This is a genomic window from Rasiella rasia, from assembly GCF_011044175.1.
Taxonomy (GTDB): domain Bacteria; phylum Bacteroidota; class Bacteroidia; order Flavobacteriales; family Flavobacteriaceae; genus Marinirhabdus; species Marinirhabdus rasia.
This window is the reverse complement of sequence record NZ_CP049057.1, coordinates 1,657,046-1,679,374: the sequence shown is the minus strand read 5'-3', so window position 1 is coordinate 1,679,374 and position 22,329 is coordinate 1,657,046. Positions and strand designations below refer to the sequence as shown.

Sequence of the window (22,329 nt, the reverse complement as noted above, 5' to 3'; positions counted from 1 at the left end):
TTTTTGTGCAAAAATAAGAATATGCGTTTAATTTGGATACTAAGTGTGGCTTTGATTATCATTTCTTGTGAAAAAGAAGTAAAAAAGCAGACCAGCATGAAAGATGATGTGTATGCGTTGGCAGACGACACTTTTAACGGGAGGCAGACAGGAACCGAAGGAGAACTACAGGCAGCTGCCTATATTGAAAATCGATTTAAAGAAATTGGTTTAAGTCCAAAGGGATATCAAAATAATTTTACGCAAACATTTACGTTTCGCCCAAGTGCCAATCCGCACGAGCAGGCAGAATTCACAGGCCTAAAATCAGATAGTACCCTAACAGGCACCAATGTTATTGGGTATATCGATAACAAGGCTAAAACTACTGTGGTAATAGGAGCACACTACGATCATTTAGGTATGGGCGGAGAAGGCTCTTTGTATCGAGAAGAGAAAGCGGCAGTGCACAACGGAGCAGATGACAACGCCAGTGGTGTAGCCGTACTTTTAGATTTAGCCGAAACATTAGTGGATGAGAAGTTGTTAGACACAAAGAATAACAATTATCTTTTTATAGCTTTCTCTGGCGAAGAGATGGGTTTGTTAGGAAGCAATTATTTTGTTAAGAATAGTACCCTGCCAATAGATACGGTTACGTATATGATTAATATGGATATGGTAGGTAGGCTAAATGAAGAAAATACCATAGCAGTGCACGGTGTTGGAACATCGCCTATTTTTAAACAAACTCTTTTTGCAAACAACGATTTCGAATTAAACATTGCCGAACACAATAGCGGAATCGGCCCAAGCGACCATACTAGTTTTTATTTAGCAGATATTCCAGTGTTGCATTTTTTTACAGGGCAGCATGAAGATTATCACAAGCCAGGCGACGATGCAGAAAAGCTTAACTACCCTGGAATGCAAAAAATTTCAGATTATATTCTTGCTATTATTACCGACTTAGATGATGCTGGGAAGTTAACCTTCAGAAAAACAAAAAATGAAAGTGAAGAGGTTCCAAGGTTTAAGGTAGGGTTAGGTGTTGTGCCAGATTATTTATTTACTGGTAAAGGAATGCGTATAGACGGCGTTAGTGAAGATAAGCCAGCGCAAAAAGCAGGACTTATGAAAGGAGATGTTGTTATTAAGTTAGGTGAATTTGAAGTAACAGACATGATGAGTTATATGAAAGCGCTTGCAACGTTCGAAGAGGGACAATCTACTCAAGTTTTAATAGAGCGAGATGGCGCACAACAAGAGGTTGAAGTTACATTTTAAAAATTTCGTGAAATAGACAGGGTGCTAAAACCATGTGTGCCCGTACTTTCGGCTCGTTTTGTAGAAAACATATACGCTACTTTAAAATCCATTCTTCGTGTACGCCAATAGGCTTCGGCACCGTAAAAAATTAGTGAGTCTACAGGTTCTAATACAAATTCGCTGTTGTCTGCGATAATAGAGCCTTGCAGCATAGCGTCGTGTATTACATATCTATAAGAGCCTGTGAGTGCAAAAAAAAGTTCGTTTTCAATTGTTCCAATTTGTCTATACGCCATAGTACTTTCTATATCGTTCCTGTTTCCTAAAAACAACGTAAGCTGATTCTCTAAAAAGTAATCTTTGGTACCTAATGCCACTTTAGGTTTGGTGGCTAGCAATACATCTATTTCTGCATCAATAAGGCGCCATTCGCGTAAATAACTCCCATATAAATTAGCGTGCGTACTATTCTCAATCTGACCATTCCATTGTGCTGTTTGCGATTCGTTTGTGCTGTGAAACCAGCTTTGTAAACCTTCAGAACCTGAAATTTCCCCGGTAACTCCTATGGTAAAGGTGAAATCCAGCATACGATTTTCATTGGTAAGCGTAAGAGAATTGTTAAGGCCAAGAAATCCGGCATACGGACGATCATAGTCTTCTATACGATTAGAAAGTATGTTAGAAGGGGTGTAAAAAGACTGTTCTAACTGAATTGTAAATTGCCTTTTGTTGTTGTGATCTTTGTCTAAGTCGTTCATTAGTTTTCGGTAACTAATAAAGCTTCCCGTTGTGTACCAACGATCTGTGAAATGAAGAAAGTCGTTGTCATGCATCAATTCTACTTGCTCCTCGGCAAAGTAAGCACTACCATCGCTTTGTGCCAAAATACTAGCAGAAAGTAAAAGGAAGCAAAGGCAATAAAAATAGTGCGCCAAGAATTTTAAAAGCATGTGGTTAGTAAGCAATTCTAATTAGGCTTCTAAAATAACAGAATTTTTTTACTACGCCTTACTAATAAGGCTTTTAAAAAATACAAACCCAAATCCAATAAAAAGCATTAAATGAAAAGGGAATAGCCCGAAATCACCACCTTGATCCCCTACAACAAAGGCAGAGTACATTCCAAAGGCAAAATAAAGCATTAGGGCTCCTTCTATAAGGATGTTGGGAGAAATTTTATTGCGAATGTACTTATTGCCTTTCCAGCTGTCTTTTAAACTGCTGATGTTGAATTTTGGAGTCCGAATAAAATCACTTTTTTTACCTAAATGTCCTTCCAAAACGGCAATAGAATTATGTACAGAAAAGCCCATGGCGATAGAGAAGAAAATAAAAAACATGCCTATATATTCTAAAAAGCTAAGGAAGCCACCGCCATTAATTTTTTTGTACATAAACCAATAGCAAATAAAGAAAATGAGGGTGCTCACCACAAAGAAGCTCATCACAATAAAGTAATATTTCAAATGTGCATATTCATTTTTAATATACAACATAGGGATACTTAGAATGGCTACAACCAAAATGCTTAGAAACATGGTGCTATTAAGTAGGTGAAGTGTGCCATGAATTTTCGTTTTAAACGAAATATTCTTACTACGCCAAACCCGACCTAACATTTTTCTAAAGTTTTCTGCCCCGCCTTTATTCCATCTAAATTGTTGTGATCTAGCAGCACTAAGTACCACAGGAAGCTCGGCAGGCGTTTCTACCTCTTCTAAATATTTAAATTTCCAATTTTTAAGCTGGGCGCGATAGCTTAGATCTAAATCTTCGGTGAGTGTATCTCCTTCCCAATTACCAGCATCTAAAATGCACTGTTTACGCCAAATACCTGCGGTTCCATTAAAATTTATAAAATGTCCCTCGCTATTTCTGCCTACCTGTTCTAATGTAAAATGGGCGTCCAAAGCAAATGCCTGCACTCTTGTTAACAGGGAGTATTCTCTATTTATATGCCCCCATCTAGTTTGTACAACCCCTATGTTTCTATCTTTAAAGTACGGAATGGTGCGTAACAACCAATTTTTCTTCGGAAGAAAATCGGCATCAAAAATTGCAATGTACTCACCTTTTGCTGTTGTGAGCCCTTCTTTTAACGCACCAGCTTTAAACCCTTTTCTGTCTTTACGCGTTACGTGAGTTATGTCTAATCCTGTTGCTTTAAGTTGTGATATGTGAGCTGCCGTTGTCGCAAGCGATTCGTCGGTACTGTCGTCTAAAACCTGTATTTCTAACTTGTTTTTAGGGTATTCAATTTCAGCAATATTTTTGAGCAGCCTTTCCATTACGTACAACTCGTTATATACAGGAAGTTGTATTGTGACCAAAGGAATTTCTTCCGGATTGGTAAGATCGAACATAGCGCATTTTGTGCGCTTCTTTTTGCTGCGGAGATAATTAAAGAGCAGATTCAGCTGAGCCAACGCATACATCAAAATTAAGAGTAGTGCGGCAGTATAAACAACCATAACGATGGTTTCAAGTATCATTTCTTAAAGGTATATTTAAATATCCAGCTTAGTATTTTAATGCCTGCAAATATAGCACCTTTTACCGTTCCAGACACCTTAGAAACACCTATCCTGTTTCTGTATTTCATAGGTATTTCGGTATAGGTGTACTTCTTTTTTAGCACTTTTAATTGCATTTCTACTGTCCAACCATACGTTTTATCCTCCATTTTTAGTGCCAGTAACTTGTTGTGTTTTATAGCTCTAAACGGACCTAAATCGGTGAATTTTGCTCCAAAAAATAAACCCATTAATGAAGTTGCGAGCCAATTTCCGAAACGCTGTGGAAATGTCATCGACCCATCTTCTCGTAACTTTTTTACACGTGCTCCAATCACAAAGTCAATATTTTGCTCAACAATTGGCGCAATTAATTCGGTTAGTTGTTCTGGATAATCGCTAAAATCACCATCCAGAAACACAATAATATCTGGTTTTGTGGCCTGCTTGCTAACGTATTCCATTCCTTTTAAGCAAGCATATCCATAGCCTCTATTTGCTTCCTTAAGTACCGTGGCACCTGCACTTTTTGCTACTTCTTCTGTTTTGTCGGTAGAATTATTGCTTACTACTACAACCTCATGTACTAGGGTTGGGATGTCGTTTATCACCAAGCCAATAGAGGCTTCTTCATTGTAGGCAGGTATTATTACGGTAACCAATGGTTGCATTATAGGGAAACGTCTGGGTTATCGCGTTTAAAGGAAAATACCGATGTCCATTCTCCTATTTTAGAATCGTTTTTATATTTTTCGGCTCTTTTCAATCGGTTGTTCTTATAGATTAAAGCGTATCCATTTTTCTGATTGTTTTTGTGTTGAATTCGCTTTTCGGTTTGGGTTGCAATATCGTAAAAAATCCACCAACCTTCGGTAATCCCATCTCTATAATGTCCCTCTTTTAGCAATTCTCCATCTTCAGAATAATAATACCAATAGCCATTTTTTCTATTACTTCGGAAACTTCCTTTCTTGGCAATAGTTCCGTTGGCATGGTAGAAATACCAATAATCTGTTTTAGCATTCCCCGTATGCCAGCCTTCAGCTTGAAGCACGCCATTTTCGTAATACTTTTTTTGATAATTTTTATCAGTCAAACTAGTAGCAGCCAAAGAATAGCTCATACATAGTATTCCGAAATAAAAAAGCAGCAGCGATTTTTTAAGTACCATGAACTATTAGACGAACCTGTTGCGACTACCTAACTCAAGAACCACAAAAACATAAGATTTTCAATGTAATCTGCCTTCTAAAATTGTAACAATACTACGTAAGACTTATTTTTTAGCATTTACCAATGCCATTAAATCTACATCATTACCAAGAAGCACATCGTTTCCGTTAATTCTGCCTTCTAAAGGGCCGTTCTCTAATTTTAAAACTCCTCTAGGGCAAACTGCAGAGCATATACCACAACCTACGCAACTTGCACGCACAATATTTTCACCCTTTTGAGCGTACGAACGTACGTCTATACCCATCTCACAATAGGTAGAGCAATTTCCGCAAGAAATACATTGTCCGCCGTTTGTTGTAATTCTAAATTTTGAGAATAAACGTTGTTGAATACCTAAAATTCCTGCCATAGGGCATCCCATTCTGCACCAGACGCGATTTCCGAAGATAGGATAGAACCCTGTACCTATAACACCTGAGAATATAGAACCTATTAGAAAACCATAGCTAGAGCGAAGTGTATCGGCTTCAAAAATAAAAATCTTGTTGTTTTCTGTACCAGTAAAGTAGTGTATGCCAATTAAAGCAAGTACAATAACCAAATATCCAATAGCTCCGTAGCGTGCATCTTTTTTTAGCTCTTGTCGTTTAAAATACCAGATCACTGCAAAAAGAACTCCCAGAAAAACGGCAACACCTATCAAGAACATATCTTTTGTAAGCCAGTACTTGTTAGGGTCATATCCTAAATAAGTGCTTACTACCGCTGTTGTCATTACTACAGAGAAGACCAATACACTATGTATCACCCATCGTTCTACCTTCCAAGCGGTCATACTTTTGTCTGAAAGATGACGAAACGAATCTCCAGCAGTTTCTGCAAGTCCGCCACAACCACAAACCCAAGAGCAATACCAACGCTTCCCATACTTATACGTGAGGAATGGTGATATTACAAATATTGAAAGTATAGCAAAAAGTAAAAATGCCAACCCAATTGTCTGTGCATTAATGTACTCGTCTACACGCCAGCCATCAAAAGCATAATAATTTAGGGGCCACATGTTTTTAAGATCTGTGTAGGGTAGTGAAAAGTCGTCTGTATTTAGGCGCGCCATTAATTCCGGAATGATAAAAGCAAAGGCAGTCTGAAAGAACATCACGCTAATAGTACGTAGCTTTTCATACTGATTGTGTCTGTACTTCCAGATAAATTTAACGCCAAAAGCAACTATGGCAACTGTATACAGTGTACCGTAGACAAACCATTGGCTGGCCGGATTTCCACTTAGCATTAAGCTCAAAGGGTCGAATAGGGCAATAAGTCCCTTATTACTGCCCTCACTAACAAGTCCGAGATACTGCGGAAAAAAGTATAGAATAATATAAAATCCGGTGAGTGCGATCCCTGCTACCCAAGCCCAAAATCCGCGACTTGTCATAGATTTAAACCAAACTCCATCGTTGCGAATGCCTTCTAACTTGTTGGCATATGCACCTTTCGCGAATAGTACAATTCCAATGGTGAGGGCGCTTAGCGAAACTGCTAGCCACAATCCTTTATTCGGAAAATTTATATTGAATGTTGCAAGTAGTAAGATTGCCAATCCGCCCAATCCAATCACCGTTGCAATTTTTTGTGTTGCATTAAGTGCTTTTGGAGGTTGCCCAGTTAAAGACATGTCTTTTTGTACGGTGCTCATAATATTATGCGTTTACGGGTTGGTGGTGTTTATAGCTGGCTTGTATATCTTTTTCAAAACGACTGTAAAACTCTGGGTCGAAATTGGCCTCTTTTAAATGCGCCATAACATAATTTACGTTTTGTTTCTCTGTGAGCCATTGATCAAAAACCTCATGTTTCATTCTTATGCCAAAGGTGTTAATTCCAAGAAATTGTTGGGTGTCTTTATGATAGGCAACTGTAATACATTTTGTGTCATCTTCATGTTTCCAATGAAATTGAGCTTCGTACTCTTTTTTGTGGCGTTCACTAAATACCCATCCGTAGGTTTGATATTCTATGTCTAAGAACTTTGCAGAGTTAAACCAATGCCCAGGTTTGTATTCGGTAGCATTTCCGCAGATAGTTTGAGCTACGGTTTCGCCCATCATTCTGCCTGTGTACCAAACAGCTTCTATTGGTCGTCTGTTGCCAATTGCCTCATGCTGCTCTGCGCAATCGCCAATGGCATATACGTCTTTACAATTTGTTTGCAGTAGACGGTTCACTTTTACACCTCGTCCAGTCTCGATAGCAGTGCCTTTTAGAAATGCAATATTTGGAGATACTCCTGCGGTAAGCCCTACCACATCACAGCTAATTTCCTCTCCCGTTTCTTCAATGATAACAGACTGTACGCGCCCATCATTTCCTGCTCGTATTTCTTTAAGGTTGGTCCCTAGTCGTAAATCAATATGGTGGTCTTTAATATGTTTGTTTAACATGGCGCTTTCCCCTTTAGGTAACACACCGTTCCAGAAGCTGTTTTCACGTACTAAAAATGTAACCGGTATATCTCGAGTACGTAACATTTCAGCAAGTTCAATGCCTATAAGTCCGCCACCCACAATCACAGCACGTTTACAGATGTCCTTGTTTGGCGCATTTTTTTCTAAACGCTCTAGGTCTTGAAAAGAATAAAGCCCTTGCACACCTTCTAAATCTTGTCCAGGCCAACCAAACTTATTTGGGGTGCTGCCTGTAGCAATAATTAGATGATCGTATGCAAAACGGTCGCCATCTGCACACACTACTTCCTTAGCATCGGTTAAAATTTGATTTACATAGCCGCGTTTAAGCTCAATGTTATTTTTTTTCCAGAAGTAGTCTTCATAGGGTTTGGTATGTTCATATTTCATATGTCCCATATAAATGTACATGAGCGCTGTACGAGAAAAGAAATGATCTGTTTCTGCAGAAATAATAGTGATTTTTTTACTGGAGAGTTTTCTTATGTGCCTTGCCGCAGTAACGCCAGCAATTCCATTTCCAATAATAACAACGTGTTCCATAGTATATGCCCGATAAGTCGGGTGACTTTTTTGGATGGGTTGCTACTTGTGTCGTTTATTACTACCGAAACATTACAAGAAGCTACAAATAGAATTCTTGAAGATACAGTTTTTTTGAGAAGATACAGGGGCTAAGACGGTATGTCGAATTTTTTTTATTTAAAAATGTAAGCTCTCACGTTATCGATTGACTTATTGCACAGTAAAATTTGGAATATGAAAAAATTATTCATTGTGCTGTTCACAATAGGAAGCTTCTCAACTACCGAAGCGCTTTCACAGGATTTAAATACATTTTTTGATGAGGCCGATGCTTTTTTTCAAGGCTATGTTTCTGGTGGAAAAGTAGATTACAAATCAATTCATGCTAACACAAAACAATTAGACGCAGTGTTGGCGCTAGCAAAATCTATTTCGGTACCCAAATCTGAGGCTAAAGCATATCAAGCCTTTTGGATTAATGCCTATAATCTTTCAGTAATTAAAGGAATTGTAGATAATTATCCGTTGAAGTCGCCTCTAGATAAAAAAGGATTTTTCGACACAACTACCTACGAGCTGGGGAGTTCAAAAATTACACTAAACGATATTGAAAATAAAAAACTCCGTGCAAATTTTAATGAACCGCGTTTTCATTTTGTGCTAGTTTGTGGTGCACTTGGGTGTCCTCCAATTATACCAATGGCATATACCCCTAGCAATTTAGAATATTTACTACAACAACAAACAGTGAAGGCATTGAACAACTCAGAATTTGTGCGAGTTAGTAATAAGAAAGTAGCTTTTTCTGAAATTTTTAAATGGTACAAAGAAGATTTTACAAAAGAAGGAAGTGAAATTGATTTTCTAAATAAATTTAGAAAAGAACCTGTGCCGGCAAATGCTAAAGTAACATACTACGCTTACGATTGGCGATTAAATTCTATATAAATACCTCTGTTTAAGACTTCCCCCAATGTCAGTTCAGCCAAGCCCAAAGTTGAACTGATGGGAGAAGCACAGATAAACTAAAAAACATGAAAATAAGTAAGAGTCTAGTAATTACAGCAATTTTTTCAATGGCTTTCTCCACGATACATGCCCAAGAAGAAACTACAACCTCTGGATCGGTTATTCAAAATCTAACACCGTCTAAACTGATTGCCAAAGGACAATTTGATCTTAAATGGTTTAATAATCTTTATACACAAACTGAAAGTACCTTCTCTGAAGGTGATGAACCTCGGCAAACATTTTTCACCGCTACTTTAGAAGGGTTTACTGGAATTAGCGATAGCAAACGAGTTAACTTAGGATTGATTTTAGAGTTTAAGAGTAATGTAATTGCAGACCGCGATGCATTAGATGTTTTTAGTTTTGATGGGGAAACTGGAACAGCGCGTAGCGGATTCACATCTATTGCTCCAGCAGTGAAGTTTGTACCGTTTGAAAGTATTACAAATTTTTCGGTACAGTCATCTTTCTTTATTCCTTTGGTTGACAATGAAGTTGAAGATGGTGTATTCTTAGACCAAAAGGGATTTACTTGGCAAAATAGGTTTTTCTACGACTATACTTTTCCAGGAGATACGTTTCAGCTTTTTACTGAACTAAATTCAGAACTTAATTTTGGAGATGCCGATGATAGCTTTGCTAATAACAGTCTAAATCTTACCCCGGGGCTATTTTTTAGTTACTTTCCATCGTCTAAATTTACGGTATTGGCCCTTGTACAGCATAGTCAGCGTATCGATTTAGGCAATAATTTTGAACAAGATTTTACTGCTGTTGGAGGTGGTGCTAAATACCAGCTTACAAAAACATTGAACCTAGAAACATTATATACCAATTTTGTAAGAGGGAATAATACGGGGTTGGGAGAAACCTTTAATTTGGGTCTTAGAGCCGTATTTTAATAGGCAAAAGGTGGGTTTTTTGCGTACCTTGAATCGCAAAATTTTACAAACCATGAAACATCTCTTAAAAGTAGCAATGCTTGTTTGTTTACTGCAGTCGTGCAGTAGTAAAAGCCAAAAAATTAATGGTATTAGCTATGTAGCGGCAGGTGAGCCAACAACACAAGCGCAGGTGGCTGCGGTGAAAGAAGTTCATGCAAATTACGCGGCTGTAATGCCTTTCGGATTTATAAGAGATATAGAGGATCCAGAGCTTATGTTTAATTCGGATCGTCAATGGTATGGTGAGCGGCGAGAGGGAGTAAAGCAATACATTGAGATGTTAGAAAGTAATGGGATTAATGTAATGCTAAAGCCTCAAATTTGGATTTCTAGAGGAGAGTTTACGGGGTATTTGAAGATGAATACCGAAGAAGAATGGCAAAATTTTGAAGCATCGTATAGAGAATTCATTATGCTTTATGCGGGCTTAGCAGCCGAAACAGAAGTAGCGCTATTTTGTATAGGTACCGAATTGGAACAATTTATTGTGAATAGACCAGAGTTTTGGACTAAGCTGATTTCGGAAGTTAGGACGATTTATAAAGGTAAGCTAACATATGCCGCAAATTGGGACGAATACAAACGAGTTCCTTTTTGGGCGCAATTAGATTATATAGGAGTAGATGCCTATTTTCCAATTTCAGAAGAAAAGACACCTTCGGTAGCAAATGCCCAAATAGGATGGCAACCTTGGAAAGCCGAAATGAAGGAAGTTTCCGAAGCAAATAAGAAACCTATTTTATTTACAGAATACGGGTATAGAAGTGTCGATTTTTCAGGTAAAGAACCTTGGCAAAGTAGTAGACAAATGAAGGAGGTAAATTTGGATGCGCAAAATAATTTAATGAAAGCACTTTTTGCCGAAGTATATCATGAACCATGGTTTGCAGGTGGTTTTATATGGAAATGGTTTATCGAGCACGATAATGTAGGGGGACATGACAATCCAATGTTTACTCCCCAAAATAAACCAGTACAAACAGTCATACAAGAACATTTTAAAACTACCCAGTGAGAGTAATTGCCTGCCTATTTTTTCTTTGTTTTAGCACCACATGTATTGCACAGGATATTTCAGAAATAGTAGTGCAGGGGAATACTAAAACCCGCTCTAACTTTGTACGCAAAATCACAAAGGTTAGTGAAAACACCCCTGTAGATAGTCTGATTCTCGAAGCAGATATAACGCGTTTAAAACGCCTGCCAGGAATTGCGCATGCGTACTACCAAGTAACCCCTAAAGATGATGGCACCTTTAAAGTTATTTATGGTGTAGAAGAAAACTTTACGATAATTCCTTCGGTAAATGTGTATACTACCAACAACGATGAATTTGCGTATAGGCTTGGGTTGTATGAATTTAATGGACTAGGTCAGAATATTAGTATTGGGGGTTTTTATCAGAAAGATATTTATAGCAGTTTTGGGGTAAATTTTAAAGCACCTTACCTTTTTAGCAAGGCTACAGGAATTGCTTTAAACTATCAAAACCTAACAACCGAAGAACCTGTATTTCTCGATTCAGGAACGGCTCAATATAAATATAATAATACCTCTTATGAAGTTTTGGGGCTTCACGAGTTTAACTTTAAAAATCGGATAGAGGCGGGTATAAATTATTTTACTGAAACGTATAATTTTAAATCAGGTGCCACAAATACAGAGGTTCCGCGATTTTTGAAAGTGAATAAATTGCTTTATAAATTAATTTATGAATATAATGATGTAAAGCGGGATTATTATTATGTTGACGGATTTAAAAGCACGCTTAACTTTCAGTATGTGACAACCCAAAGTGAAATGCTTCCTGAGTTTTTGATTGGTTTTAATGACTTTATTTATTACAAAAGAATTGGAGAGAAAGGAAATTGGGCGAACCGACTTAGGCTAGGCGTGGCTACGAATAACGATAGCCCATTTGCGCCATTTGCTGTAGATAACAACCTAAACATACGTGGGGTTGGAAATACGATAGACCGAGGTACGGCGGCTATTGTGCTAAATACAGAGTATCGCCAAACTCTTTTTGAGAAAAATTGGTTTGTATTGCAAGGAACTATTTTTGTAGACGGAGGCTCTTGGAGAAATCCAGGAGGTGATTTTGGTGATTTCAGCGATAGCCAAAACTTACGAATCTATCCTGGCGCCGGACTTCGTTTTATTCATAAGCGCATTTTTAACACGGTCTTTCGAGTAGATTACGGATTTGGAATTACCCAAAATCCGACCAACGGATTTGTAATTGGAATTGGACAATATTTTTAATGACATCTAATTGAATCAAGTCATTAGCGCAGATACAATTGCTGGCGGAAATTAATCCAACTGTAAAGAAGGTTACTGTTCTTTACGTTGCGCTTCCATTTCCTTTGTATAGGCTTTTGCCAGATCTTTTTTCTGCGTCTCATTAAAAACTTTACCAGCGAGCTGGAAGAATGTTTTCTCCTCATCCTCGAGATGATGTCGTACTTGATGGTCTAGACTTTTTAGATGTGCCAACCAAGCAGAGCTATCCATTTCTGCTTCCTCAACTTTCTCAATTAGTTCGTCAATTTCATGGTGTTCAGCAATGCCGTGGCGTGTATGTTCTACCATCATGTCACTATCCATTAGTTGTTTGTAAAAATTACGTTCTTCTGCTGTTTCATGACCCTTAAGTTCAACCTTAAGTGTTTTCCATATCTTTTTTCGCTCACTGCTTTCTCCAGTTGTAGCAAGAGCTTTGTCTAGTAAATTTCGTTGAATGTCGTGGTCTGCTCTAATGGCCTCAAAAATGTTCATAGCTTTTGTTTTTGGTTGAAACCCTAAGATACCAAGCATTACAATGAAAGGATGTTTAAGAAATCTTAAAAAATTTATTTTTCAGAAATAACTTCTGGGGTAGTTGCTATTTGGGTTTGCGGTTTGCTGGTTTTTTTGAGATGTTTTACATAATAATTATACAATGCATCTGCATCTGCACCTAGCCATTTTTTGAGGTAAATTACTAAGAAGTGATATTGAACATACCATACGCCTTTTTCTGTGTAAAGCCGTGCTGAGGTGTCTAGCCAAGACTGAATTACAACAAATTTATTACGGTCGTAGAGTTCGTTAATTAAGATGTTGTCTTCATAAATAACAAAGGTTTCGTCATACCCTCCTATTTCATCGAAGAGTGATTTTGTAATAAACTGACTTTGATCTCCACCCCTGCAAATACGCCACGAAAATTGAGTAAACCAACTTGCTAGCCTAAGCCACCAATGGTTGCTGTTAAATTTCATTTTAAAGCACCCGGCTGGGTTTCCTTTTTCTACTTCGGAAATAATAAGCGTGTCAAAATTTTTAGGCGGAAAACTATCGGCATGAAGAAAGTAAAGAATGCTTCCTTCAGCTATTTTTGCACCTGCATTCATTTGCTTGGCGCGTCCTTTTTCTGAAGTAATTAATTGAATTGTAAAAGGCGAGGAACGTGCAAACTGTCTTACCAATTCTCTTGTATTGTCGCTACTACCACCGTCTACGATAGTAATAGCTTCAATATTTTTTTCTAAAGCACAATTTGTAAGATGGTTCAAAACCGAAACGATGGTCTTGGATTCATTTAATACAGGAATTATTATGCTTATCATAGGTATAAACATACGCAAATTTTATGCGTATGGTTGTTATAATTTCTGTTCTACACTATTTATAAAACGGTAGGTAGGTCGCGCCTAGGGAGTTAACTATTGTTCGTTGAGTCCCCAATTGTAGTTCTTATACGTTAGATTGGCTTTCGGGTTTAATTTTGTAGTGCTGTACTGGTTTATATAGCCAGTAATATTTACTTTTCCATCTACCTTCCAATCGTCTGGATAAAACTTGAATATTGAAGAAAGTTCGGCTTCATTTGCTGAAATATCATTTTTGTCACCATTTATAAACTCCTTAGTAACTTGTTCTAGCTGTTCATTTATCTTGCTTGCTGTATACGCTTCATCTAATAATTTAGGACACGAAATAGAAGCGCAATTTATAGCGAAGTGAATGCGAGGTTCGTTCATTTTCCGAAGAATTCCATTTTCCAAACCACCCAACGATAAATTTCTGTTTCCCACACGTGCGCGCCCTTTCGTCCAGGGCCCGTCCAAGTCTTTGATGCTTTTTGTTGGGTAATTTTCTACAATGAGCTTAACTGTTTGAGCATTGTACAAATTAATGTAGAAGGCAAGTAATTCTTGTACGCTCCAATCGGTATCAGGATCTTTTGAAGCCAGCATATCTAAATACGCATCTAGCTTTATCTCGTCTTGCTGAAAACCCTTATAGTCTACCATCCCTTTCTGGTCTACATGTTTTTTGAGTAAAGTTGTCCAGGCGCTGTGGTCTATGTTTACGGCACTATTTGCTGTGGTAGAGGTTAATGTACCTTCCACCTGCTTGGTGGGCTGTCCTTGGCTAGAAACGCCTGCAGCAGACAAAAGGGTGCAACTGTATACGGTTGCAGCAAAAATGGTGATTGCTACTATTTTTAAGGCTATTTTCATGATGTTAGTTGTTTAGAGACCAATTATAATCCAGATAACGCACACGGGCATTGTTGTTTATAGTTGTTGAGGCATACGTGTTTAAAAAATCTATAAGACTTCCGTTTTGTTTAAAGTCTTTAGCAAACCAATTAAATATTTTTGAAATTTTAATTTCATCTGAAGTGATGGTATTTCGTTTTGTATCGTTTATAAATGTTGCAGTGAGCTGCTCTAGTTGAAAGTTAACAGTTTTTGAAGTAAAGGCTGCATTTAATAAGGGCGGACAAGAAAATGATGCGCAGTTTATCCCAAAATGAATTCGTGGCTCGTCCATCTTTCGTAGAATTTTATGTTCAATTTCATCTAGGTTGTACCATTTCTCACCTAACTTCCACAGGCGTTGATCCCATGGTTTGTCTATGTCTTTAATGCTTGCTAACGGAAGGTTTCTTACAATTAAATCTACTGTCATAGCATTGTAAGCATTCATCCAATAGGCGAGTTTGTCATTTTTTGTCCAGCGCTCGTTGGGCATATTTTCTCCCAATGCCTTAATATAAGCGCGAAGTGTGGTACTATTTCTTCTGAAACCGTCATAGTTTACTTTTCCGTCTGGAGTAACATATTGGGTTAGTAGCTCGTTCCAAACAGTATGATCAAATTGTTCTACGGGTGTTGGAGGTGTAAAAGCCTGCTTGTTTATCTCAACAACACTATCTGTTGCCGCCATAGGGGGTTTTGTTTGCATTTCTGAAACTGGCTTTGTGGTTGCCACTTTAACTCCAGTGCCAACGGTAATTTGGGGTGTAGTGGTGGTTGGCACTTCCGTAGTGTTTGTTTTGTTAGCCACTTCTTTTGACGTCCCGCAGGAATAAACAAACATGGCAAATAGCAATATAAGAAGGTAGTGTTTCATTAAGTTGGTATTAGAAGCAAGACTAGTCTTTTCTAAATTTTAGGGGGTACAATTCTTGAGATACAAAATCTTTTGGAAATGCTTCATCGTTCTCAAACCCTAATTCAATATCGCGACCGTTGTGAGGTACATGATTGGTTTTGAAAAGATAATCCCAAAGACTGAGAGAGATACCATAATTAACACCGTATTTGGTGTGTTTTGGCAAAACTTTAGCGTGGTGCCAGATATGCATCTTCGGATTGTTGAAAATATATTTAAATATGCCATAGTCCCAACCTAGGTTGGCGTGATTTAAATGCCCAACTGTTAGAGCAAAAAAGTGAACAATCGCAACATCACTCACTGTAAATCCGCCAATAATTGCCAGCGGGATATATAAAATAGATTTGTAGACTATAGGCTCCATCCAGTGATACCTAAGGTGGGCGGCAAAGCCCATTTGCTTTACAGAATGGTGTACCTTATGAAAGTTCCACAAGAAGGGTACACGATGCAAAAGCCTGTGGGTGTTCCATTGTACAAAATCTGATATGAGAAAAAAGACAAGTAACCCTAATCCGTACGGAAGTGCATTTAAATCTACAATTTGGAAGGCTGAAACTTTCAAATTAAAAATGCTAAGCAAATCATTAAAAAGTGCTTCGGCAGTATTCGAGAGAAAGATGAGTACAATTAAGTTTAACAAGAAGAAGTTGAAAAACATATAAAAAGTATCTAGCCAGAAATCTTTTCTAAACACATCTTGATTTTTCCGCCAAGGAAACAAAAGCTCTAAGCCCCAAACCAAAAGTGACACAAGGATAAGTCCGTAAAAATAGTTTTCCCAATGAAAGCGCGTTATTTCATCTAGTAGGTAGTTGAAATATCCTTGATAAGAATCTTTAAATAGTTGTAGGTACTTGTCCATAAATAATCTCTTCCTTCGTCGGATGTGAAGCTTTAAAATTACAAAGAATTTTAGGCGCTTCGAGTGGTGTACGTAGGCTCAAATCTACAGGGTTTTGGATGTAATGTTTACAAAATTAGCAACATCCGCCACCGTCGTAATGGTAGGTAGATTCACTAAAATAGATATCGTCTCTGCCTAAAGATTGTAAGGCAGCTGCTGTTTTATCACAAATTGCCAATGGTTGATTTTTTAATAATATGTGCCCTTTCTTATCATCAAAATAGTCTTGGTCTCCGTAATAAATAGCTGCTTTTCCTGTAAAAACACATGGGCCGTCTTCGGGCATCGGGTCTTTTATGGCAGCTACTTCAATACTTTCTATATAGATAAGTTCTTCTGTAGGGTAGTTTTTAGGATCTAGGATTCGGTAGGGCTTTCTAGCTCTAATTTCAATGGTTCCAAAACCAACATCGGTGAGCGCTTTTACATATTGAGCAATAGGCAAACTACCGCTAAGACACAGCGCACGTAGGCGATCATCGTTACGTAATGTTTCGTTCATTGGTTGCTCGCAAGTAGGGTCACTCATTACCAAACGCCCGTGTGGCTTTAAAACGCGATACATTTCTTCGATGGCACGTTTTAAATCGTCTGCTTTAAAGATGTTGAATAGGCAGTTTTGTGCAGCCACGTCAATGGTGTTGTCATCTACAGGAAGGTTAAGCGCGTCTCCCTTTTTTAGATCTACAAAATCACTTTTAAACCACGGATTCATGGCTTCTGCTTCTACAAAGTTTTTGCGCGAAGCTTCTAACATTTCGTCTACGACATCTACCCCCACAACACCGCCTTTTTGGCGATTAAAATAGGCAAATTGAAGTAATTCCATACCACCTCCAACACCTACATAAAGCATTTTAGGATTATTAGAAAGATCTCTGGCATGAACCGTGCTACCGCAGCCATAATTCATTTCCTGCATAATTTTAGGAATCTTTAACCCTGGTAATTCCCAAATAGGATTGGTTGTACAGCACAGCCCTACATCTGGTGTAAGGGCTGCTTCTTTATAAACGTCGTGGGTAGTATCTAAATAACTCATAGCTTCTTTTTGTTTTGTAGGATGACCTAAAGTTTGGTGAAATTGTACTTGTTTGGATTTTTAGTTCTTCTTCATTTTACGCAATAAATTGCTTGCTGCTAAAATTGCAACCACTAGCCATATGGCTCTATATAGCCATATATTTATTTCCTGGCCAAAAAATGTACCTGCCTCAAGCTGATTGATAAATGAGCTGATCACTTTGTATCCTGCTAGTGCTAGTAAAGCGAAAGAGAAAATTTTATCCATGTTATATTTGTTTTATCAACTCGGTAAAGAGCGTAATCATTTGTGGTTCTGCCTTTCCAGCTTGGGCGATAATATCTGGTATGTCTACTGGTTTTAGATTGTCTGGGTCGCACTCGTCTGTTAGAACCGACAACGCGATTACAGGTAGGCCTAAATGATTTGCAACGATAATTTCTGGTACGGTGCTCATCCCTACAGCGTCTGCACCAATAATTTTCAGGTATCGGTATTCTGCTCTAGTTTCTAATTGTGGACCAACTACACTAGCATACACACCCTTATGAAGTGCAATGTTATTGGTTTTGGCAATTGCTTCAATTTTCTTATTCATTTCAGCATCGTATGGAGCACTCATGTCTACAAAACGCTCCCCTAATTTTTCTACACCTTTAAAGGCTAATGGAGAACCTCCTTGCAGGTTAATGTGATCGTCTATTAGCATTATTTCTCCCTTCTTAAAGTTAAGGTTGATTGCGCCAGATGCATTGCTAACCAAGAGTTTTTTAATACCCAAGGCTTCCATAACACGCACTGGAAATGTTACATCTCTTAGTGAATATCCTTCATACACATGAAAACGACCTTGCATTAAGATTACTTTTTTACCGCCAAGTTCGCCATAAATAAGTTTGCCTGTGTGAAACTCTACGGTAGCTGTTGGGAAATTAGGAATGTGGTTGTAGCTCATTTCGGCTTCAACGTTTACATTTTCTATAATTTTTCCGAGACCGGTACCAAGTATAATTCCAACTTCTGGTGTTTTAAATCCGCGTTGCTTCAAAAACGCGACTGCTTCTTTAATGTATTTTTTCATGTTGTTTTGTTACTTGTTTTTACTGTTAGATGTACTGGTAGAAATTGATGAAACGCATCTACATCTTTAATGTCTTCATAATAATCTACGTCGTTTTTTTCTTGTAAAAGTATAAGACTTTCGTCTTTAAGATTGTTTATGGTTGCTTGCAAAACGGTATCTGTACCCCACGTTTTATTTTTAAAAACTTCTGGCTTTACTTCTTTCATGCCAAGTAAATAGTAGCCGCCGTCTTCGGCAGGGCCCAGAACAAACTTGTTTTTTTCTAGCGTTTCAAAAGCGTTGTCTAAATCGTTGGTGTTCATGTCGTACATATCGCTGCCAATAATAATAGCACGTTGATACCCAAGCGAAAATATTTCGTTAAAGGCTTGCTCCATTCTCGCGCCTAGATCGTCGCCATGTTGCACTTTTTTTCGAAATTTAGTGGTGTCCCATACATCGTTTTCGTGTAATTGTTCAGAATAATATACAAACTTATCTGCTTGAACTCCTGCAGAAATTTTTGCTGTATGGCGAAGTAAGAAGGTGTAAATTTCTAAAGCAATTTCATCTCCTACGGTTGCTGCTAATCGTGTTTTACACTTACCCAGCTCAGGGTTACGAGTAAAAATAATAAGCGCGTTTTTAGAGGTAGGAAAGTGAAAAACTTCTTTTCCGTTTTCTTTATTGTCTGTATGTTTTGAACCTAAAATGCCCATTTTTTTACTTCAATTATTCAAAGTTTCAATTTTACTCACCACTCACCACTCACCACTCACCACTCACCACTTATAGACTGGAATCCCTTTCTTAAGCCACTTACTCCATGCTTTTGAGAATGTATGTATGCTGTCTGTTTCTTTTTCTTGGGGGTTTAATGTGGGATATCCTTTATTTTTCCATTCAAAAATACCTCCGTACAGGTTTTTAATGTTGGTAAAACCTGCTTTGGCAAGCTTCTCACCAATTTCTTCACTTCGTATACCAAGGGAGCAATACACTACAATAGGTGTGTTTTTGTCTTTAATTTCTTCGGAAACTTTAGTGATTGAAAAGTTGTTAAATCCCACGAACTTGGCATCTTTAATCTTACTAACATTGTATTCTAGATGTTCTCGTGTATCTAGCACCACAATATCAGAATTTAGCTGTAATGCTCGCAATCCTTCTACCGAAATATACGGAACACTTCGGGTGTTGTATTGTGCTATCAGTTCGTCTAAGGACTTTTGTGAAAATCCGTGAAAAGACAGCAATAATGCCAGTATATATAGAAAGTTTTTCAATGTTTTATAATTTCAAAATTAACTAACTTAAAATTGGATGCCAAACTCTAGCAAGCCACTTTTGTTGCTCATTAACTTGAATGTATACTTGTATTTATTTTTCTGCAACTGCACCTTGGCAGCTACTTCCTGCGCCAGCCGTACAACCGTAACAATGTTGTGAAATTACGATGTCTCTATTGTTTAATATGTCTTCGTTGTATTCGCTAATGTGCTTAATCTTACTAGCTACCGGCAATTCTAACATCTGATTAAAATCGCAATCGAATAAATAGCCATCCCAACTTATAGAAATGGTATTGGTACACATTACATTTTCTACTGCTGCGGGATTGTACGCATCTACCAATTGATACATGTAATCTTCGTAGTTTTCTGAAGCAATTAAATAGTCTAAAAAACGAGCAATGGGTAAATTGGTAATGGCAAAAAGATTGTGAAACTGTATGCCAAAATCTTCTAACAACGCGGTCTTAAATTCTTTTTCCATGCTGGCTTGGTCTCCTGGTAAAAAGGCGCCACTTGGATTGTAAACTAAATCTAGTTTTAGATCGCTATCGGGCATTCCGTAACCGCGTTCATTTAATTCTTGAAGTGCTTTAATAGACATATCGAAAACACCTTCTCCGCGTTGTTTGTCTGTTTTTCCGCGGGTCCAATGTGGCATAGAACTCACTACGTGTACGTTGTGTTTTTTAAAGAAGTCTGGTAGATCGTGGTACTTTTTATTTGCGCGAATAATGGTTAGGTTGCTACGTACAATAAAATCTTTAATTCCGGCCTTACTTGCTTCTTCTACAAAGCGTCTAAAGTTAGGATTCATCTCTGGGGCACCTCCGGTTAGGTCTAGGGTGTGTGCACCGGTATTTCGAATTACGTCTAGACATTGTTCCATGGTTTCCCAGGTCATAATCTCTTTTCTGTCTGGTCCTGCATCTACGTGGCAGTGCTCACAAACTTGGTTGCACATATACCCAACGTTAATTTGTAAGATTTCCAATTTCTTAGGGCGCAATGGAAACTGATTGGTTTCCTTTATTTTTTTGGCAAAGGTTGGAAGTTCGCCAGCCTTAAAAATTCCGTTGGAAAGGACTTCTAATTGCCTATTAGATTGTGCGAGGTCGCTATTGCGTTTGTGTAAGCTTTGTGTTTTTAGTTTTCCCATATGTATTTCCCGTGTAGACGGGTCACTTCAAATTTTCATTTCCCTGTATAAGGGGTTCATCTTTTTATGCGTGAGCGATAGAGGCGGCATACTTTTGCGGTTTTTAATACCATTGCTGGTAGCTTAACTAGACTGCAAAAGATATAGCCGAAAGCGCGACCCTTGTGGGCACGCCCTAGTTATTATCCGTCTAATTTGTTCACTTTATTCATCATCATTACTCCGTGTACGAGGGTAGCGCCACTTTTAATTGCGGCTCCAACGTGTACGGCTTCCATCATTTCTTCTTTTGTAACACCGCGTTGCAATCCGTCTTTGGTGTATGCATCTATACAATAGGGGCACTGTTCTGTGTGTGCAACAGCTAAGGCGATAAGCGATTTTTCTCGAGCCGATAGTGCGCCTTCTTCAAAGACTTTACCGTAATAATCGAAAAATTTTTCACCTAGTTCTTCACTCCATTCTGTTATGTTTCCGAATTTGCGTAGGTCTTTAGGATCGTAATATGACATGAGTATTTTTGTTTAAAGTATGTACGAAACCAGTTATTATTTGGTTTTTTGTGCTGTAAATATAAGCAAGTAGTCTTCAAATTATAGCAAAGCTTACGTTAGAAGTCTAGAAAGTTTTAATCGAACGTATAGGCGATTCCGGTTGTGAATTCGTATTGAGAATTAGGAATGCTCACTGCGGGGAAAGCGTCGTAAATAAATGTATGGCTTAATTTTAGCGCAAAGTCTTGAAACAGGCCTACCACCAGCGAGCTTTGACTAGAGATGCGGTAGTCGCTAAGCGTTTTAAAAAGAGGTTGGTAATAGGTGGTGCTCACAATGGTTATATGATCTGTAGGGTAGAGGCTAAACGACATATAAGCACTTGCTCTAAGGTTGCGCTGCAGCGGTGTAACGCCATCGTCTACCTCTTCGTATTCGAACATGGCGAGTGTACCAACATAGACTTTGTATTTTTCTGAGGTAGTTACTTTAAATCGCGGTCCCGTACCAATAAGGCCTCGAAAATCGATGAGGTTTATTTTATTGTATTGACCCTGAGTAAAAACTTCCCAGGCGATTCTAGGGTGAAATCTATAGTTATAGCGAAGGTGTGATATCAGGCTGTTTTCGAAATTTTCACTTTCTATCTTCTGAAAGTGAACATCGTTTTTAAAAATGGCAAGGTGTTTTTTGTTTTTGTATTGTATGTGAACATCACTTCCTAGCGTGATGAAGTCGTTTACATTTCGTTTAAGAGCAAAATTGAAACTTGCCGAACCTGAAAATCCGGAGGTGTCTGTTACTTTTCGAAGTGACTCTGCATTTAGTATTTGTGCGTTAGAAAATGCAGAAAACAACAGAAATAGCGCTACAAGGGTTTTTTTCATGAGAAAAAGATACTATAATTGGGTTTAAAGGTAAAATTAATTGCATAAAATGTAAATTTGCCAGCAAGAAAATGGGACTGTGTTAAAGTTTTGTTTAAATTGAAATTCAATAAAATAAACATAGGTATATTTATGTTTTAGAGTTAAGAAATGAGCAT

24 protein-coding genes are annotated in these 22,329 nt (G+C 38.0%); 5 read left to right on the top strand and 19 right to left on the bottom strand.

Annotated elements, in window-relative coordinates; genetic code table 11:
- Window positions 1-21 precede the first annotated feature (21 nt).
- Window positions 22-1,266 (top strand): M28 family peptidase, encoded by a 1,245-nt coding sequence (locus G5B37_RS07595; protein ID WP_164679446.1) that lies wholly within the window; start codon window positions 22-24, stop codon window positions 1,264-1,266.
- On the opposite strand, the gene G5B37_RS07590 is transcribed toward G5B37_RS07595, so the two are convergent.
- The 6 genes from G5B37_RS07590 to G5B37_RS07565 form a co-directional block, all read right to left on the bottom strand.
- Window positions 1,263-2,201 (bottom strand): lipid A-modifier LpxR family protein, encoded by a 939-nt coding sequence (locus G5B37_RS07590; RefSeq protein ID WP_164679445.1) that lies wholly within the window; start codon window positions 2,199-2,201, stop codon window positions 1,263-1,265. The two genes, G5B37_RS07595 and G5B37_RS07590, sit on opposite strands and share 4 nt — an antisense overlap.
- Before the next feature lie 51 nt (window positions 2,202-2,252).
- Window positions 2,253-3,743: a cellulose synthase family protein gene (locus G5B37_RS07585; protein ID WP_164679444.1), complete on the bottom strand. Its 1,491-nt coding sequence runs from the start codon at window positions 3,741-3,743 to the stop codon at window positions 2,253-2,255.
- Window positions 3,740-4,435 (bottom strand): glycosyltransferase family 2 protein, encoded by a 696-nt coding sequence (locus tag G5B37_RS07580; RefSeq protein ID WP_164679443.1) that lies wholly within the window; start codon window positions 4,433-4,435, stop codon window positions 3,740-3,742. Before G5B37_RS07580 ends, G5B37_RS07585 begins: the two co-directional genes overlap by 4 nt.
- A complete protein-coding gene (locus G5B37_RS07575) occupies window positions 4,435-4,887 on the bottom strand; it encodes a toxin-antitoxin system YwqK family antitoxin (RefSeq protein ID WP_164679442.1) in 453 nt (150 codons plus the stop codon). Before G5B37_RS07575 ends, G5B37_RS07580 begins: the two co-directional genes overlap by 1 nt.
- A gap of 153 nt (window positions 4,888-5,040) precedes the next feature.
- Window positions 5,041-6,642 carry a 4Fe-4S binding protein gene (locus G5B37_RS07570; RefSeq protein ID WP_164679441.1) on the bottom strand — a complete coding sequence of 534 codons (1,602 nt, stop codon included), beginning with the start codon at window positions 6,640-6,642 and terminating at the stop codon, window positions 5,041-5,043.
- 4 nt (window positions 6,643-6,646) lie between these two features.
- Window positions 6,647-7,954, bottom strand: coding sequence for an NAD(P)/FAD-dependent oxidoreductase (locus G5B37_RS07565; protein ID WP_164679440.1), 1,308 nt, complete (start codon window positions 7,952-7,954; stop codon window positions 6,647-6,649).
- A gap of 216 nt (window positions 7,955-8,170) precedes the next feature.
- Between G5B37_RS07565 and G5B37_RS07560 the strand changes: the two genes are divergently transcribed.
- The 4 genes from G5B37_RS07560 (at window position 8,171) to G5B37_RS07545 (ending at window position 12,156) form a co-directional block, all read left to right on the top strand.
- Entirely contained in the window at window positions 8,171-8,884 is a 714-nt protein-coding gene (locus G5B37_RS07560; RefSeq protein WP_164679439.1) for a DUF547 domain-containing protein, read from the top strand.
- An 86-nt stretch (window positions 8,885-8,970) separates the two neighbouring features.
- Window positions 8,971-9,849 (top strand): hypothetical protein, encoded by an 879-nt coding sequence (locus tag G5B37_RS07555; RefSeq protein WP_164679438.1) that lies wholly within the window; start codon window positions 8,971-8,973, stop codon window positions 9,847-9,849.
- Between the two features lie 52 nt (window positions 9,850-9,901).
- Window positions 9,902-10,906 carry a glycoside hydrolase family 113 gene (locus G5B37_RS07550; protein WP_164679437.1) on the top strand — a complete coding sequence of 335 codons (1,005 nt, stop codon included), beginning with the start codon at window positions 9,902-9,904 and terminating at the stop codon, window positions 10,904-10,906.
- Window positions 10,903-12,156 (top strand): BamA/TamA family outer membrane protein, encoded by a 1,254-nt coding sequence (locus G5B37_RS07545; RefSeq protein WP_164679436.1) that lies wholly within the window; start codon window positions 10,903-10,905, stop codon window positions 12,154-12,156. The genes G5B37_RS07550 and G5B37_RS07545 overlap by 4 nt, the downstream gene beginning before the upstream one ends.
- A gap of 72 nt (window positions 12,157-12,228) precedes the next feature.
- Here the strand turns inward: G5B37_RS07545 and G5B37_RS07540 are convergent, their stop codons facing one another.
- The 13 genes from G5B37_RS07540 to G5B37_RS07480 all read right to left on the bottom strand — a co-directional run bounded on the left by G5B37_RS07540 (window position 12,229) and on the right by G5B37_RS07480 (window position 22,171).
- Window positions 12,229-12,672 carry a hemerythrin domain-containing protein gene (locus G5B37_RS07540; protein ID WP_164679435.1) on the bottom strand — a complete coding sequence of 148 codons (444 nt, stop codon included), beginning with the start codon at window positions 12,670-12,672 and terminating at the stop codon, window positions 12,229-12,231.
- A 74-nt stretch (window positions 12,673-12,746) separates the two neighbouring features.
- A complete protein-coding gene (locus tag G5B37_RS07535) occupies window positions 12,747-13,505 on the bottom strand; it encodes a TIGR04283 family arsenosugar biosynthesis glycosyltransferase (protein WP_164679434.1) in 759 nt (252 codons plus the stop codon).
- 96 nt (window positions 13,506-13,601) lie between these two features.
- Window positions 13,602-14,402, bottom strand: a complete 801-nt coding sequence (locus G5B37_RS07530) for a DUF547 domain-containing protein (RefSeq protein WP_164679433.1) — start codon at window positions 14,400-14,402, stop codon at window positions 13,602-13,604.
- A gap of 4 nt (window positions 14,403-14,406) precedes the next feature.
- A complete protein-coding gene (locus tag G5B37_RS07525) occupies window positions 14,407-15,300 on the bottom strand; it encodes a DUF547 domain-containing protein (RefSeq protein ID WP_164679432.1) in 894 nt (297 codons plus the stop codon).
- 22 nt (window positions 15,301-15,322) lie between these two features.
- Window positions 15,323-16,210 (bottom strand): sterol desaturase family protein, encoded by an 888-nt coding sequence (locus tag G5B37_RS07520; RefSeq protein WP_164679431.1) that lies wholly within the window; start codon window positions 16,208-16,210, stop codon window positions 15,323-15,325.
- Window positions 16,211-16,325: 115 nt separating this feature from the next.
- The gene (arsM, locus tag G5B37_RS07515; RefSeq protein ID WP_164679430.1) at window positions 16,326-17,294 is read right to left on the bottom strand and encodes an arsenosugar biosynthesis arsenite methyltransferase ArsM; all 969 of its coding nucleotides are present in this window, start codon (window positions 17,292-17,294) and stop codon (window positions 16,326-16,328) included.
- Window positions 17,295-17,354: 60 nt separating this feature from the next.
- The gene (locus G5B37_RS07510; RefSeq protein ID WP_164679429.1) at window positions 17,355-17,543 is read right to left on the bottom strand and encodes a hypothetical protein; all 189 of its coding nucleotides are present in this window, start codon (window positions 17,541-17,543) and stop codon (window positions 17,355-17,357) included.
- Between the two features lies 1 nt (window position 17,544).
- Window positions 17,545-18,357, bottom strand: a complete 813-nt coding sequence (locus G5B37_RS07505; RefSeq protein WP_164679428.1) for a purine-nucleoside phosphorylase — start codon at window positions 18,355-18,357, stop codon at window positions 17,545-17,547.
- Window positions 18,354-19,058: a TIGR04282 family arsenosugar biosynthesis glycosyltransferase gene (locus tag G5B37_RS07500; protein WP_164679427.1), complete on the bottom strand. Its 705-nt coding sequence runs from the start codon at window positions 19,056-19,058 to the stop codon at window positions 18,354-18,356. Before G5B37_RS07500 ends, G5B37_RS07505 begins: the two co-directional genes overlap by 4 nt.
- Before the next feature lie 63 nt (window positions 19,059-19,121).
- Window positions 19,122-19,625: a rhodanese-like domain-containing protein gene (locus G5B37_RS07495; protein WP_164679426.1), complete on the bottom strand. Its 504-nt coding sequence runs from the start codon at window positions 19,623-19,625 to the stop codon at window positions 19,122-19,124.
- Between the two features lie 94 nt (window positions 19,626-19,719).
- Window positions 19,720-20,790, bottom strand: coding sequence for an arsenosugar biosynthesis radical SAM (seleno)protein ArsS (arsS, locus tag G5B37_RS07490; protein ID WP_164679425.1), 1,071 nt, complete (start codon window positions 20,788-20,790; stop codon window positions 19,720-19,722).
- A gap of 182 nt (window positions 20,791-20,972) precedes the next feature.
- Window positions 20,973-21,302: an arsenosugar biosynthesis-associated peroxidase-like protein gene (locus tag G5B37_RS07485; RefSeq protein WP_404814790.1), complete on the bottom strand. Its 330-nt coding sequence runs from the start codon at window positions 21,300-21,302 to the stop codon at window positions 20,973-20,975.
- Between the two features lie 116 nt (window positions 21,303-21,418).
- Window positions 21,419-22,171 carry a DUF481 domain-containing protein gene (locus G5B37_RS07480; RefSeq protein WP_164679424.1) on the bottom strand — a complete coding sequence of 251 codons (753 nt, stop codon included), beginning with the start codon at window positions 22,169-22,171 and terminating at the stop codon, window positions 21,419-21,421.
- Between the last annotated feature and the right edge of the window lie 158 nt (window positions 22,172-22,329).

What these genes read in the sequence shown, in the direction of transcription:
- G5B37_RS07525 (WP_164679432.1), bottom strand. Translation starts at nt 15,300, where the DNA reads ATGAAACACTACCTTCTTATATTGCTATTTGCCATGTTTGTTTATTCC.
- G5B37_RS07570 (WP_164679441.1), bottom strand. Translation starts at nt 6,642, where the DNA reads ATGAGCACCGTACAAAAAGACATGTCTTTAACTGGGCAACCTCCAAAA.
- G5B37_RS07480 (WP_164679424.1), bottom strand. Translation starts at nt 22,171, where the DNA reads ATGAAAAAAACCCTTGTAGCGCTATTTCTGTTGTTTTCTGCATTTTCT.
- G5B37_RS07485 (WP_404814790.1), bottom strand. Translation starts at nt 21,302, where the DNA reads ATGTCATATTACGATCCTAAAGACCTACGCAAATTCGGAAACATAACA.
- G5B37_RS07575 (WP_164679442.1), bottom strand. Translation starts at nt 4,887, where the DNA reads ATGAGCTATTCTTTGGCTGCTACTAGTTTGACTGATAAAAATTATCAA.
- G5B37_RS07590 (WP_164679445.1), bottom strand. Translation starts at nt 2,201, where the DNA reads ATGCTTTTAAAATTCTTGGCGCACTATTTTTATTGCCTTTGCTTCCTT.
- G5B37_RS07580 (WP_164679443.1), bottom strand. Translation starts at nt 4,435, where the DNA reads ATGCAACCATTGGTTACCGTAATAATACCTGCCTACAATGAAGAAGCC.
- G5B37_RS07550 (WP_164679437.1), top strand. Translation starts at nt 9,902, where the DNA reads ATGAAACATCTCTTAAAAGTAGCAATGCTTGTTTGTTTACTGCAGTCG.
- G5B37_RS07560 (WP_164679439.1), top strand. Translation starts at nt 8,171, where the DNA reads ATGAAAAAATTATTCATTGTGCTGTTCACAATAGGAAGCTTCTCAACT.
- G5B37_RS07555 (WP_164679438.1), top strand. Translation starts at nt 8,971, where the DNA reads ATGAAAATAAGTAAGAGTCTAGTAATTACAGCAATTTTTTCAATGGCT.
- G5B37_RS07585 (WP_164679444.1), bottom strand. Translation starts at nt 3,743, where the DNA reads ATGATACTTGAAACCATCGTTATGGTTGTTTATACTGCCGCACTACTC.
- G5B37_RS07595 (WP_164679446.1), top strand. Translation starts at nt 22, where the DNA reads ATGCGTTTAATTTGGATACTAAGTGTGGCTTTGATTATCATTTCTTGT.
- G5B37_RS07500 (WP_164679427.1), bottom strand. Translation starts at nt 19,058, where the DNA reads ATGGGCATTTTAGGTTCAAAACATACAGACAATAAAGAAAACGGAAAA.
- G5B37_RS07540 (WP_164679435.1), bottom strand. Translation starts at nt 12,672, where the DNA reads ATGAACATTTTTGAGGCCATTAGAGCAGACCACGACATTCAACGAAAT.
- G5B37_RS07535 (WP_164679434.1), bottom strand. Translation starts at nt 13,505, where the DNA reads ATGATAAGCATAATAATTCCTGTATTAAATGAATCCAAGACCATCGTT.
- G5B37_RS07520 (WP_164679431.1), bottom strand. Translation starts at nt 16,210, where the DNA reads ATGGACAAGTACCTACAACTATTTAAAGATTCTTATCAAGGATATTTC.
- G5B37_RS07565 (WP_164679440.1), bottom strand. Translation starts at nt 7,954, where the DNA reads ATGGAACACGTTGTTATTATTGGAAATGGAATTGCTGGCGTTACTGCG.
- G5B37_RS07510 (WP_164679429.1), bottom strand. Translation starts at nt 17,543, where the DNA reads ATGGATAAAATTTTCTCTTTCGCTTTACTAGCACTAGCAGGATACAAA.
- G5B37_RS07530 (WP_164679433.1), bottom strand. Translation starts at nt 14,402, where the DNA reads ATGAAAATAGCCTTAAAAATAGTAGCAATCACCATTTTTGCTGCAACC.
- arsM (WP_164679430.1), bottom strand. Translation starts at nt 17,294, where the DNA reads ATGAGTTATTTAGATACTACCCACGACGTTTATAAAGAAGCAGCCCTT.
- G5B37_RS07505 (WP_164679428.1), bottom strand. Translation starts at nt 18,357, where the DNA reads ATGAAAAAATACATTAAAGAAGCAGTCGCGTTTTTGAAGCAACGCGGA.
- arsS (WP_164679425.1), bottom strand. Translation starts at nt 20,790, where the DNA reads ATGGGAAAACTAAAAACACAAAGCTTACACAAACGCAATAGCGACCTC.